Below are 13,494 nucleotides of genomic sequence, written 5' to 3'. Positions count from 1 at the left end.
CCATGGCGCCTGGCCTCCTGTCCGTCGGAGTAGACATTAATTCGCAACAATTATTTAATCAGATTTTTAACAAAACAGCTTAATAACCGCAGGACAAGGAAAGCTCAGCTGTATAAACAGCCTTAACTTTTTCAGGGACGTCTGCTTTGAGGCCTGCCGGCAAACAGGAAGTGTCATTCGATAAACAGATGTTATGAGCTCGAAGCGGTTAGCACCGAGCAGGCGCTTCCGCATTCGCTCACTAATGAATTAGATAGCTCATAAACAATGTCGCCAAGCCAAAGTAAATCAATATGGATGTCAAGTCATTCATCGTAGTAATGAAAGGTCCAGAAGCGACTGCCGGGTCAATTTTCAACTTATGCATTAAAAGTGGCACGAGAGTTCCTGCCAGTGTTGCGACGAAAAGGGATGCCAGTATGGAAACACCCACGAGAAACCCAAGGAACAGTTCACCTTTCCATAAAAACACAATGATGACTACCAGCAATCCGCAAATGGAACCAGTGATGAGCCCTGTTCCGCCTTCTCTTATGACCAATTTCCATCTGCTTTCCTCTTCTAACTCACCTGTCGCAATCCCCCTAACAGCCACCGCAAGTGCCTGGGTGCCAGTATTTCCTGCCATACCGGCAATCAGTGGAATGAATACTGCTAATATAGATACCTGATTTAATGTGTTTTCAAACCTTCCAATCAGGCTGGCCGTAAACATCCCCAAAAACAGCAATATGATCAACCAGGGAAGACGTTTTTTTGCTGCGGAAAACGGATTTTTGTCAATCGTATCCACATCCATTACAGCTGCAAGTTTCGAGTAGTCATCTGAAGCCTCTTCATCAATGACATCGATGATATCATCTACAGTTATGATACCTAATAAATGATTCTGGAAATCCACGACCGGCAATGCCAACAGGTCATAATCACGCATTTGCTTCGCTGCATCTTCTTGGTCCGCATCTACGGTAATGGACACAACACGTGAAGACATAATCTCTGAAATCATCGTATCATCGTTGGTGATAATTAGGTCACGCAGAGAAATAACTCCGACAAGCCGCCTGTCATCATCAATCACAAATACGTAATAGATAGTTTCTGCAGTTGGTGCTTCATTTTTCAAAATATGCATGGCGGAGCGGACCGTCTGATTGGCCGAAATAGCAATATACTCCGTGGTCATAATACTTCCAGCTGTCGACTCTTCATAATGAAGAAGGTCTTTGATCTCCTGGGCACTTTCCTTGTTCATAATCGTCAAATAGCTGGCAGCCTGTAGCTTATCCAGCATATTCAGTACGTCAACAGCATTATCCGTAAACATGTGTGACAGCATATCTGCAACATATTGGGGTTCCATCTCAGCCAATATATCTTTATATTCATCGTCATCAATTTCTAAAACCTCGAAAAAGTCGGATACTTCTTTTGGTGATAAAAATCGATATATCCTCAACCGCTCTTCTTGAGCAATCTTTGTAAAAAATTTCGCCTGGTCGTATGGATGTAAATATAAAAATTCTTCCCGAAACCCTATAATGTTCTCACTATTCAATGTTTCTATCAGCAGTTCTTCATTCAACTGCTCCTGTTCTTCCTGATTGATTTCAACCATCACTCTGCGCCTCCTCTCCGCCTGTCCTTCTAATCCTAACAAATCTTAACAAGGTTGTCGTTATAAAAGGTCATGACTATATTTGAATGAAATGTAACCGATGAATACAATAATAACAAGGAGTCCTTTTATTCAAAGAGCCCAAGCACGTTGACCAGTGCGGGTAAACAACACTGGTACTTCCTGTACGTCGGTGGCACTGACACATCCTGTGTGTCAAAGCTGGACGAGCGACAATAAAGTCATCTACAGGTTTGTAAATCTATAATTTCCTCACAAAAAATAAGAAAACCTAAAAACTGAAAGAAACAGGTGATTACATTGAATATAGACATCATTGGTGATATTCATGGCTGTTTTTCGGAATTTGAAAGCCTGACACGGGAGCTCGGCTATTCTTGGGAAAGCGGGGTGCCCATCCATCCGGAAGGAAGAGTCCTCGGATTTGTTGGCGATCTGACAGACAGGGGACCGCATTCATTAAAGGTCATAAAAGCCGTCTGGACACTTTGGAAGCATCATGGAGGTTATTATGTCCCCGGCAACCATTGCAATAAACTTTATCGTTATTTTCTCGGCAGAAAAGTCCAAATTGCGCATGGGTTGGAAACAACTGTAGCCGAACTGGACAACCTCTCACAAAAAGAAGCAAACCATTATAAAAGATTGTTCATGGAGTTATATGAAGACAGTCCACTTTATCAAAGCCTCGACGAAGGTAATCTTGTTATCGCCCATGCGGGCATCAGGGAAGACTACATCGGAAAAGTTAATAAAAGTGTAAAGACTTTTGTGCTTTATGGGGATATTACAGGAGAATTCCATCCGGATGGCAGGCCGGTCAGACGGGACTGGGCAAAGAAATATCACGGCAAGCCTTTTATCGTATATGGACACACTCCCGTGCATAAACCCCGAACCGTCGGAAAGACAATCAATATTGATACAGGCTGCGTTTTTGGAGGTAAACTGACAGCATTTCGTTATCCCGAAATTGAAACTGTTTCTGTCCCATCTTCCATGCCATATATCTCTGAAAAATTCGGTTATTTTTCTTAGGCCCGATAGCGGCCCACGTGAGAATTTTTCGCTTATCTGCGGGGATTTTACGCTCATACGCGGGGATTTTCGCTTATCTGAGGGTAACTCCATCAATCCGCTTATCCGCGCGTATTCCTGTTCACCCGCAGCATCTCCAATCATCGGCTGATATGTCCGTGCATCCGTGGCTACCTCAACTTTTTGGAGGGTATTCCAATTCCTTTAATAACTTCTGCATATCATCGGGAAGCGGGGCACTAAAATACATCTCTCTTTTTTCCAAGGGATGGTAAAAAGAGAGTTCGCAGCAATGCAATGCTTGCCGACTGAAACGCTCTGTTGGCCCCCCGTACAATTCATCACCTAATAAAGGGTGCCCAAGATATGCGAGGTGAACTCTGATTTGGTGCGTCCTTCCCGTTTCCAACTTCAGTTTTAGATGAGCAGCCTCATTCAACTGTTTTTTCACTTCATAAACTGTAACAGCTCTTTTTCCGTCTTGCCTGACTTCCCTTTCGATAATACTTGTCTGTTTTCTCCCGATAGGCGCATCAACGACTTCCGTTTTTCTCTGAAAAACACCCGAAGCTATCGCCTCATATGCCCTGTGAATTGTTGATTTAGCCTGCTGAATCCCGAATAAATGATGTGCGTGGCGATGCTTTGCAACTAATAACAGCCCAGAAGTATTTCTGTCCAATCTAGTTACTATATGAACTGCAGCTCTAATTGCCATCCTGTCCTCATAATAATGGGCCAAGGCATTTGCCACACTGCCCGCCGGGTGTTCCCTTGACGGGATTGTGCTCATATAAGGCCGTTTATTTATAACCAAAATATCCCGGTCTTCGTAGATAACATCAAGGGGGATATTTTCTTTTTCAAGGGTTAGATTGACAGGTTCAGGCGGAAAAACAACTTTCAGCCTATCGCCCTCTTCTAGGAAATAACGGACGTTCTGTTCTTGTCCATTAACACCTATAAACCCTCCGGTAAATTTAATATCCGTCAAGGCTCTTTTGGAAATATGCTCTTCTGCTAAAAATGTTTTGATATCTTTTCCTGCCTGTTTTTGTGACACAACCCACTCCAGCATAAAATTTGACATATCAGTTTTATCCTTCATCCGAAATGAATGAATCGTGGACCCTTTTCCAAAATGGAAACGGCCTGAAGCGTGCGAACCGAACTTTTTCATCTGCTACCCGGAATTGGATTGATTTAACATCACGATGCATTACACTTAGATGATCGATTGTAACATTAAAATCATGCACATAAACTGGTTTAAGCATAAGCGTATGATGGGCAGGCAAAATGAGCGGGGAACCGACTGTTCGGAATACCCGGTTATTGATGGAGGCCATTTCAGCCAGTTGAATCGACTGGATGGCAGGATGGATAATGGCTCCGCCCAACGCTTTATTGTAGGCCGTACTTCCGGATGGCGTAGAAACACAAAGACCGTCACCCCGGAAGCGTTCAAAATGCTCGCCTCTTATTTCCACATCCATGACGAGCGTTCCGACAGTGCTTTTGACAGTTGATTCATTCATACCAAGATACTTCGTCTCTTTACCGCCGTGGCGATAACGAATGATCACCTCAAGCAGTGGATATTCAACGACTTGATAAGGTGTTTTTGCAATGGCAATCACAAGCTTTTCGATTTCATCAGGGAGCCAGTCGGCATAAAACCCAAGATGCCCTGTGTGGACCCCTACAAATGCAACCTTATCCAATCTTGAGCTGTACCGGTGAAATGCATAAAGTAGCGTTCCATCTCCACCGACAGAAATGACAATATCGGGTTCCTTTTCATCATAAATCAGTTCGAAATCTTGTAAATAAGTGATGATTCTTTGCATCAAGGAGTTTGATGTTGAATCTCCTTTTGAAAGTACAGCAAATCTCATTGCGTCCATCCTTTCCCGTCAGCAGTAATTATTTCCCATCGGGCAGTTCATATGCTTCTCTATTTTTTGTGAAATAAACTTGTGCCTCTTGGATTTCATCCTTGATCTGCGACATTTGTTCATCAAGCCTGAAGGCAGCCTCGGCAGCAGCATGAAGCCGAGCTTTGATTTCTTCTGGTATTTGTCCTTGATACTTGTAATTAAGTGAATGCTCGATTGTTGCCCAAAAATTCATTGCGAGTGTTCGGATTTGAATTTCGGCCAGGATTTTCTTTTCGCCATGAATCGTTTGCACCGGATACTCGATAACCACGTGATAAGAACGGTATCCGCTTGGCTTTTTATGAGAAATGTAGTTTCTCTCTTCCACAATACGAAAATCATTTCTTTTCCTTAGAAGCTGTACAACTGTCTTAATATCATCAACGAATTGGCACATCATTCTAAGCCCAGCAATATCCTGGATTTCCGTTTCTAATTTATCTAATGGAATGTTCTTTAAGTTGGCTTTTACGAGAATGCTTGCAACCGGTTTTACACGTCCTGTCACAAATTCTATCGGTGAGTGGACATGTTCTTCCGCAAATTGCCCTCTCATCCCTTTCAACTTTATTTTCAACTCTTCCACTGCCTGTTTATATGGCGCTAAAAATTGATCCCAATGATTCATAATATTACTCACCTCATGACTCTTGCTTCTAACCCATGGTCTTATAAAAAATCCTATTTATATATTACGAACTCATTTTAGCACAAAGTTCCAGTTCATACATTGAACTATCAGTTGAAAAAGGCGATAATAAAATATAAATAAGAAAACTCAAGGCGTGCAGCATTAGGCGATAAGCACAAGGAGATTTTGATGAGGGAGTTTCTTCAGCCACCAAAGATGCTTCTTTGAATAGGCTTCATGCAGCTTTGCGACGAGACAAACATAGCTCCCTCGAACAATCTCAGCCACAGAAGCACATTCATCCTGAATATGCTTCCTCTCAGTTTGTGCAGATGGCGCCAGTCCACCTCGGACCGCCACATCCCTATGGCTTCGGCAGGCTCAGGGCGCAACATCCTTGAAAAAGCTAACGCTTTTCTTTCGTCCGAAGTAACGCTGCCAAAGCTTTCCTTGTCCTGTCGCTTCGTTTACACTAACACTTCGTGGGCGTTGGGGGCACTAGGACGTCCTGTACGTCGTAGCTAGCCAACTCCCATCTTCATTTGAATAAATTTTTTTGGATTTTCATGCGTTCTTATTCATTCAGAAAGGACGAGCGGTATTGGGAAGAAACATTGAAATAGAATTTAAAAACATGGTGAGCAAAGAGAACTTCAATAAGATTTTGCATTTTTTTCAAGTAAGTGAAAAAAAGTTCATCACTCAAAAAAATCATTATTTTGATACGGAGGACCTCTCCCTTGGAAAAAGAAAATCGGCTCTTCGGATTAGGGAAGTGAATAACGGCTTTGAACTTACCTTCAAGAAAGCAGTAGAAGTAGGCGTGCTTGAAGTAAATCAATCCATTTCCTTCGACCAGGCCCAGGCATTGCTCAAAGAGAAGACTTTTCCGCCTGGAGAAGTTAGGGATGAATTGCTGTTAATGGATATATCGCCTGCCTCCTTGGATTATAAAGGCCTGCTGCAAACGGATCGGGCAGAAATTCCTTTTAAACACGGGCAGCTAATGTTTGACCACAGTAAATATCTAGGAAAAGAAGATTTCGAAGTTGAGTTTGAAGTAGATGAACACTATTTATCACAAGGGGAAAGTGATTTTTACCGGCTTTTTCACGAACTAAACATCCCATTCATAAAAGCCGATAATAAAATAAAAAGGTTTTTTGATGCCAAGAAAGAGGGATAGCGTTGAATTCACTGGGGCAGATCAAGGCATTGCTTGAATGGCAATCCTTGCAAAATTTTAACGGACAACCATCCAATTCCAGTACTCCAGCTTCATCGTTTGCGGGTTTACTTCAGGAATATATTCAATCACAGACGTCTGCCGGTTCACTTGGTCAGACGCCAAACGATTTGAATAAGCTCGGCCAGGTATTCCAAAGTAGCGGGTATTATATCCATGGGCTGGCAGAGTCCGGGAAATCTGCAAACTTATATAATGAACATGCAGTTAATCAAAAACATGGTTCAGCCATCGAAAGTATCATCCAGCGGGCTGCGGATACATATAACCTTCCTTCCAAATTAATTAAAGCAGTCATCCGACATGAATCCAATTTCAATGCACGTGCGGTAAGCCGCGCTGGTGCGGCCGGATTAATGCAATTAATGCCTTCTACTGCACGCGGGCTAGGGGTGACGGACATCATGGATCCGGAGCAAAATGTCATGGGCGGTGCTAAATATTTACGAAGCATGCTTGATAAATATAAAGGGAACGTAAAGCTGGCACTAGCTGCTTATAATGCCGGGCCGGGAAATGTGGACAAGTTTGGTGGGATTCCCCCATTTAAAGAGACTCAAAACTATGTTCGAAAAGTGACAGACACCTATTTCGCATAGAACAAACCCCGAAATAGATTGATTTCGATATATTCATCAAAAAACCCTGTTTTATATAACAGGGTTTTTTTATTGTGTCAATCCCCCTTTTTCACCAAAATGCTATTTATTTGTGTTATTTTTACGCCGTTGATACAATGTACATACTATTTTAGAAAAAGGAGCGATTCATATGGTTGAAAAACGATTGATGCCGTATGACGCAATCGGGGAAGAAAAGCTTTCCTCCCTTGTGGATGCCTTTTATCGCCGGGTTGGAAATCATCCCGACTTGATTCCCATATTTCCTGAAGACTTAACGGAAGTTGCCAGAAGACAAAAACAATTTTTAACACAATTCCTAGGGGGTCCTCCAATATATTCACAAGAGCATGGCCATCCCATGATGCGGGCACGGCACTTACCCCATGAAATCACTCCTCTTCGAGCAAAAGCTTGGCTTAGTTGCATGAGTGATGCAATGGATGAAGTGGAACTTGAGCCCACTTTTCGGGAGTTTTTTTATTCAAGGCTGGCTATAACAGCCAACCATATGGTCAATACACCTGATGAAGCACAAGGTGACGCACCGTGATGGAATGGAAAGCTCAAAACTTGGTTAAACTCGAAAACGTTCGAAATAAACCGATTGAAATATATGTATTCATCGATCCTTTTTGTGAAGATTGCTGGCTGATGACCCCAATCATAAAAAAACTCCAACTGCAGTATGGAGATTACTTTACGCTAAAACATGTTTTGTGTGGAGATTTAACTGTATTAAACGGCGGAAATAAGCAAAGAAGGCAGCGACCTTTTTGCAGGGACCAATATAATACTGAGCAGGGAGCTGTAGTCCCGCATTTGGCGGCCATCAGCATCAAAGCGGCCGAACTGCAGGGAAAAAGAGCGGGAATCCGATTTTTAAGAAGACTACAGGAGCTGCTTTTCGCCGAACAGGCTAATGTAACGGACATCAATACATTGGAAGAATGTGCAATCAGCGTTGGATTAGACAGCAAGGAATTTATCCGTGACATCTATTCGTCAAGCGCAGCCAGAGCATTTCAATGCGATATTAAAATTTCTTCTGAAATGAATGTGTTGGAAATGCCTGCCATGGTTTTTTTCAATGAACATATCGAAGATGAAGGTTTGAAAATAACAGGTCTTTATTCTTATTCCATTTACGTTCAAATCTTAAAAGAAATGCTGGGCGGGTATGCACACCCGACAAAAATTCCTCCCTTGGAAAAATATTTATCAGGGCAGTCTATCGTTTCAACCCATGACCTCTCAGTCATTTACGATATGCCCTATCAACAAATGGAAAGAAAGATGAAAAAGCTACAGCTACAGCGGAAGGTTGAAAAGATAAATACTGCCAACGGCTCATATTGGAAATATTTACAGTTCAGTTAAGGCGCATAGCGCCTTTCTTTTTTTTCTCATATTATTGCTTCTTCTGCATAAAAATTGAAGCAGAGCAGAAGAAACGGAGGGATTATGCGGTTGAGAAAAATACTGATTGGATTGATAGTCCTTTTCTTCATCATAAGTTTTTATCTTAATCTGCTGGGTCTCATGCAGCTCGTTCCTATTTACATTACTTCACCGCTGCTTTTCATATCTATATTTATTTTCTTTTCCTTTATAAACGGCCGGAATAAATTTAAAGGTTTTCATTAAGAGAGAATCGAGCTTCAATCGTAAACAAGGCGGATACATGCCTATGTATCCACCGTGGAAGCAGCTTAAAAATGTAAAACGCAAAATAAAAAACAGATGGAAAGACTTTTCCACCTGCTCCATTTTCAGAAAATTATTAGACAGGTCCACCCCATCTACATTTCATTTAAGAGCTGTTCCATTTCGTTCAACTTCTCCTCGAAAACCTTGCAAGCTGCTTCGATTGGTGCAGCTGATGTCATATCGACCCCTGCTTTTTTCAATACTTCAATTGGATAATCGGAGCTTCCCGCTTGCAAGAACTGAATGTAGCGTTTGACGGCTTCTTCCCCTTCATCCAATATCTGCTGGCTTAAAGCTGTTGCCGCACTGAACCCTGTAGCGTATTGGTACACGTAGTAATTGTAGTAGAAATGAGGAATCCGTGACCACTCAAGTCCGATTTCTTTGTCTATATGAAGATTCTCTTCTCCAAAATATTTTTTGTTCAGTTCGTAGTATTCATTTGTCAGCAAATCAGGTGTCAATGCTTCGCCATTTTGTGCTTTTTGATGAATCAAATGCTCAAACTCAGCAAACATCGTTTGGCGGAAAACAGTTCCGCGGAAGCCCTCTAAATAATGATTGATTAAATATAAGCGTTTTTGTTTGTCATCAGTTGTTTTTTGCAAATAATCGCCCAATAAAGCCTCGTTACACGTAGAAGCCACTTCTGCCACGAAAATGGAGTAATTGCCATATGGGTATGGCTGCGACTTTCTGGTATAGTAGCTGTGCACGCTGTGACCGAATTCATGCGCCAGCGTAAATAAATTGTTCACGTTATCGTGCCAGTTCATTAAAATATACGGGTTTGTCCCATATGTTCCCGAAGAATAGGCACCGCTTCGCTTTCCCTTATTCTCCACAACATCCACCCAGCGGTTCTCAAAGCCTTCCTTCAAAATATTGTTATAATCCTCACCAAGCGGTTTCAGCCCTTCCAGTAAGAGTTCCTTGGCTTCCTCATATTTCACCTTCATATTCGCTTCTTTTACAAGCGGAACATAAAGATCATACATGTGCAGTTCATCAACCTGAAGAACTTTCTTTCTCAAGCCGACATACCGTTGAAGAAGATTAAGATTTTTATTAATTGTTGAGACGAGATTGTCATATACGCTTTCAGGAATATTATTCGCTGCTAATGCCGCCTGTCTGGCTGAATCGTAATTTCTCGCTTTTGCATAGAAGTTATCCTTTTTAATTGCTCCACTTAAGGTGCTGGCAAATGTATTTCTAAACTTACCATAAGTTTCATACACATTTTTGAATGCCTGTTCACGTACTTTCCGATCCTGGCTTTCCAAGAACTGAATGTAATTGCCATGTGACAGCTGGACATCATTGCCGTCTTCATCTTTAATAACAGGAAAAACAAGATCAGCATTATTCAACATGCCAAAGGTCGTGCTTGATGAACCAAGCACCTCCGATGCTTCGGCCAGTAAAGCTTCCTGCTCCGCGCTCAATACATGCCCGCGTTTCAGGTTGATCTCATCTAACGCCTGCTTATAAAGCTGAAGACCCTTGTTTTCCTCTAAAAACTGATCCAGCTTACTCTCATCCATATCAAGAATCTCAGGTACAACGTATGAAAAAGCACTTGCAAATTTGGAATAGAGTGATTCAGCGCGTGCATTGAATCCCTGATAATGCGAATTGGCCGTATCCTGATCATAACGCATATGTGCATATGTATATAATTTCCCCATCCGTTCTGAAAGCTGTGATTGGAATTGCAATGCTTCGAATAATGTATCTGCACTTTCATCCAGCCTGCCTTTATACTGTTCCCCTTCTTGAATCGTTTCCTGGATAGAGGTATATTCCTGTTCCCATTCATCGTCCGTTTTAAATATATCCTCCAGTCGCCATGTCAGCTCTTCTGCAACCTCTGACCGGCTTGGAAGTGTCTTTACATTAGTGTCTTGTGCCATAAAAAATCCTCCGTTCGTTTTGTCTAATACCAAATTTTTCATTAAACTATAATTACATATTCTCTTTTTAATAAAAAAGTCCTGCCGTACTGCAGGGAAAGTCATAATTGTTTAACATCTATACTCCATCCATTTTACTAGTATCTCTTCGGTTTGCAATCCCACTTCTTCGATATGGTTTGGCCTAGGTAAGTCCCGGACCATTCTATATAAGTCTTTCCCTGTCTTTTGAAAATAAAACAAATCTTCAAGTAATCGAAAGTAGGCACATACAGCCTTTTCCCATTTATTTTCCTCGTGAAGCGGAAGTACTCGGCAAACAAGGTCCCCTTTTGCAATTCTTTTCCGGAGTTTATAGTTAACATATTTAAGTGAGATTTTCTTGTGAGGTTTCAACTTTGCCAGGCAGTCGGTCCATATGAAAAACTGCCATTCCACTGAGTGCGAAAGGAAGATTTCCATGTAAACAACCGGCAGGCCTATAAGAGGAGATAAAAGAAATGGGTTGGACCCGTCCATATATACAGCTTTTAAAAAAGGATCTGTGACCAGATTTCCATATCGTACCTTTTGCTGAACCCATTTCTGTTTTTCATTAAACCATCTTTCTAATGGGAGATCCAGCTTGTCAACTATCGGGAGGGGAAACTTAATCATGGGGAGCGGCATCTTCTTCAGCCGTGCAAAGACTTTTCTCGGGGTGTACAGGGTTATATTAGAAAGTAAAGACACGATTCCACTCTCAGGTTCATACCCTGCAAGAATTACATTCTCTTGATTTCTGAATGTTAGTGACCAATGGTATTCCGTCAACTCGAACATTTCACTTGCCCTTCTTTTATGGAATGGCAAACCGCCGACGATCCATATCGGAGTAATACCTTGCGCCAAATAACGCTTCGACCTTTTGTCTACAGCATGGACGGAAATAGGCGTACATTGAAACTCGATGGCAAACTGCTCACCATCCTTCTCTACAAGGAGATCTGGCCGCTGTTTGATATCCGGAAGATATCGCTCTAGTGACACATCCAGTCGGTTAGACCTGCACCACTCAAATAAATCCTGCTTTCCTTTTAAATGCTTGGAACTTTCCGGTTCAGAGGTGGTATTTTTACATTGTGAATGGTGACGATGGGAGAAATGGGGAATTCGCACGTGGCCTGCTTTCAATATGAGAGCCTCTTTGCAAGCTGGACAGAAAAATCGTTGATGCTTCCGTAATTGAATGACTTGCTCCCGCATTTCACCTAGCAGCGTGATCAATTTACCTTCATTTGTCAACGCGGTTAACAACAAACTCACTCCTTTCTTTCTCTAAAGTATTCTCCAACCTAGCCCGTTTCTCCTGTTAACGGAAAAAAAGAAAAGCGCAAAGCGCCCGCCTTTAGGCGACAAGCACAAGACGAATTTTGATGAGGGAGTTTTTCAGCCACCGCAGCAAAGCAGCCTATTTCAATCACATCGTGAGCAGCATCTCCATAAATGCTTCATGCAGCTTTGCAACGAGCTGAACAAGGCTTCCTTGAATAAGCTAGCACAATCTTCCTGAATAAGCCTCCTGGAAGCTTGTGATCTCAAGCCGATGGCGCCTGGAACTGGACAAAGCAGATCATAATTCGAAGAAATTTTTTTATCTGATTTTTACTTCTTCTAAAAACAAAAAAACCGATTCTCACTGAAATCGGTTTTTATGCGAAATATTCATTTAAGGTATTGAATACATCATGGTCGATAATTTTTTTGCCGTACTCTTCGAGGCGATGAATTGTAAACGCTGACTCGTGACCATATTCCAGAAGGACGCTTAACACATCTTCTATTTGATCTTCGTCAGATTCCTCATCTGGAAACTTCACGTATAAGTAATATTTATTTTCATACGCAAAAAGCTTTGTTTCGATCTCTTCCAGCCCCTGCCGCTTGGCAAGTGCAAGTACATCCTCAAAGTCATTAAACATTAGAATGAATTCAAGTAAATCATCATCAGATCGCTCATAATGATTCAATTGCAAGTGGTGGTCAAGAAACTCTTCGATCCTTTCGTCAATCGGTAGGTCCTTGAGCTTTTCATCAGGAATAGGCAGTTCAAACCTTTGTCCATCCTTGGACAACTGTGCTTTAGTCACTAAGACCTCCAATCCTTTGTCCAATGCTTGAACCTGGATCCATAATGGGCCTTCCGGCACAAATTCTTCTTCATGATGGATTTCATCCATCATTTCCCAAAACAGTTCTTCGCTTTTTTCGCGGCTGTACCAAATTTCTTCGCGATCAAAGCCTCTTTCTTCTATATCGACATATGAAATATAAAATTTTACTGTATTTTCATTTATACGCTCAATCTCCACAATACAACTCTCCCTTCTTTTGTAGGGTGGCGGTGTTGAAGGGACAATTTATCCCGACAAAGGTATAAATTATTTATTAGTCTTCCCCTTGTACTCTTTATTTTATGATAAACGTTTGCAAAATGGAAACAATAATTGTTCCCATTTTATAAACCATCAAACGCCTATGAAAGATTATCATTGTTCCGCTTATCTTAACCAATAAATCGGAGGAAATCAAGCAATTTTTCCAAAAATTCGACAGTTATTAAAGAAAAGCGCAAGCGCCTTGCTTAGCCCCGACAAGCACAAGACGATTCCCGAGGAGGCAGTTCCTCAGCCACCACAGGGAAGCGGCTTGTGACCTCGAGGGGCTAGGCGCTGGAGCTGGACAATAAGAAATGCGCAAGACGGCCGCTTAGGG

The 13,494-nt window shown here is 41.8% G+C and carries 12 protein-coding genes; 5 read left to right on the top strand and 7 right to left on the bottom strand.

Annotated elements, in window-relative coordinates; all coding sequences use genetic code 11:
- Positions 1-241: 241 nt before the first annotated feature.
- Positions 242-1,618, bottom strand: coding sequence for a magnesium transporter (gene mgtE, locus D4T97_RS08235; protein ID WP_126049538.1), 1,377 nt, complete (start codon positions 1,616-1,618; stop codon positions 242-244).
- Between the two features lie 321 nt (positions 1,619-1,939).
- Here mgtE and prpE point away from each other — a divergent pair, with 321 nt between their 5' ends.
- On the top strand, positions 1,940-2,677 hold the full coding sequence (gene prpE / locus D4T97_RS08230) for a bis(5'-nucleosyl)-tetraphosphatase PrpE (RefSeq protein ID WP_126050233.1): 738 nt from the start codon (positions 1,940-1,942) through the stop codon (positions 2,675-2,677).
- A gap of 175 nt (positions 2,678-2,852) precedes the next feature.
- Here the strand turns inward: prpE and D4T97_RS08225 are convergent, their stop codons facing one another.
- Genes D4T97_RS08225 through D4T97_RS08215 form a run of 3 tightly spaced genes read right to left on the bottom strand, consistent with a single transcriptional unit; the run spans position 2,853 to position 5,245 of the window.
- A complete protein-coding gene (locus D4T97_RS08225) occupies positions 2,853-3,767 on the bottom strand; it encodes an RluA family pseudouridine synthase (protein ID WP_126050231.1) in 915 nt (304 codons plus the stop codon).
- Between the two features lie 7 nt (positions 3,768-3,774).
- On the bottom strand, positions 3,775-4,575 hold the full coding sequence (locus D4T97_RS08220) for an NAD kinase (RefSeq protein WP_126049536.1): 801 nt from the start codon (positions 4,573-4,575) through the stop codon (positions 3,775-3,777).
- A 28-nt stretch (positions 4,576-4,603) separates the two neighbouring features.
- Positions 4,604-5,245 carry a GTP pyrophosphokinase gene (locus tag D4T97_RS08215; RefSeq protein WP_126049534.1) on the bottom strand — a complete coding sequence of 214 codons (642 nt, stop codon included), beginning with the start codon at positions 5,243-5,245 and terminating at the stop codon, positions 4,604-4,606.
- Positions 5,246-5,849: 604 nt separating this feature from the next.
- Between D4T97_RS08215 and D4T97_RS08210 the strand changes: the two genes are divergently transcribed.
- From D4T97_RS08210 to D4T97_RS08195, 4 genes are all read left to right on the top strand, one after another.
- On the top strand, positions 5,850-6,434 hold the full coding sequence (locus D4T97_RS08210; RefSeq protein WP_126049532.1) for a CYTH domain-containing protein: 585 nt from the start codon (positions 5,850-5,852) through the stop codon (positions 6,432-6,434).
- 2 nt (positions 6,435-6,436) lie between these two features.
- Positions 6,437-7,093 (top strand): lytic transglycosylase domain-containing protein, encoded by a 657-nt coding sequence (locus D4T97_RS08205; RefSeq protein ID WP_126049530.1) that lies wholly within the window; start codon positions 6,437-6,439, stop codon positions 7,091-7,093.
- Between the two features lie 172 nt (positions 7,094-7,265).
- Positions 7,266-7,667, top strand: a complete 402-nt coding sequence (locus tag D4T97_RS08200; protein ID WP_126049528.1) for a globin domain-containing protein — start codon at positions 7,266-7,268, stop codon at positions 7,665-7,667.
- A complete protein-coding gene (locus tag D4T97_RS08195; protein WP_126049526.1) occupies positions 7,667-8,494 on the top strand; it encodes a ClpXP adapter SpxH family protein in 828 nt (275 codons plus the stop codon). The genes D4T97_RS08200 and D4T97_RS08195 overlap by 1 nt, the downstream gene beginning before the upstream one ends.
- Before the next feature lie 422 nt (positions 8,495-8,916).
- Here the strand turns inward: D4T97_RS08195 and pepF are convergent, their stop codons facing one another.
- From pepF to mecA, 3 genes are all read right to left on the bottom strand, one after another.
- Positions 8,917-10,740, bottom strand: a complete 1,824-nt coding sequence (gene pepF / locus D4T97_RS08190; protein ID WP_126049524.1) for an oligoendopeptidase F — start codon at positions 10,738-10,740, stop codon at positions 8,917-8,919.
- Between the two features lie 111 nt (positions 10,741-10,851).
- On the bottom strand, positions 10,852-12,036 hold the full coding sequence (locus D4T97_RS08185) for a competence protein CoiA (protein WP_164525508.1): 1,185 nt from the start codon (positions 12,034-12,036) through the stop codon (positions 10,852-10,854).
- A 395-nt stretch (positions 12,037-12,431) separates the two neighbouring features.
- A complete protein-coding gene (gene mecA, locus D4T97_RS08180) occupies positions 12,432-13,091 on the bottom strand; it encodes an adaptor protein MecA (RefSeq protein ID WP_126049520.1) in 660 nt (219 codons plus the stop codon).
- Positions 13,092-13,494 lie beyond the last annotated feature (403 nt).

Source organism: Siminovitchia acidinfaciens, assembly GCF_003605385.1.
Classification (GTDB): domain Bacteria; phylum Bacillota; class Bacilli; order Bacillales; family Bacillaceae_C; genus Siminovitchia; species Siminovitchia acidinfaciens.
Note: the sequence above shows the minus strand (reverse complement) of the source record. Positions and strands in the feature narration are given on the sequence as shown.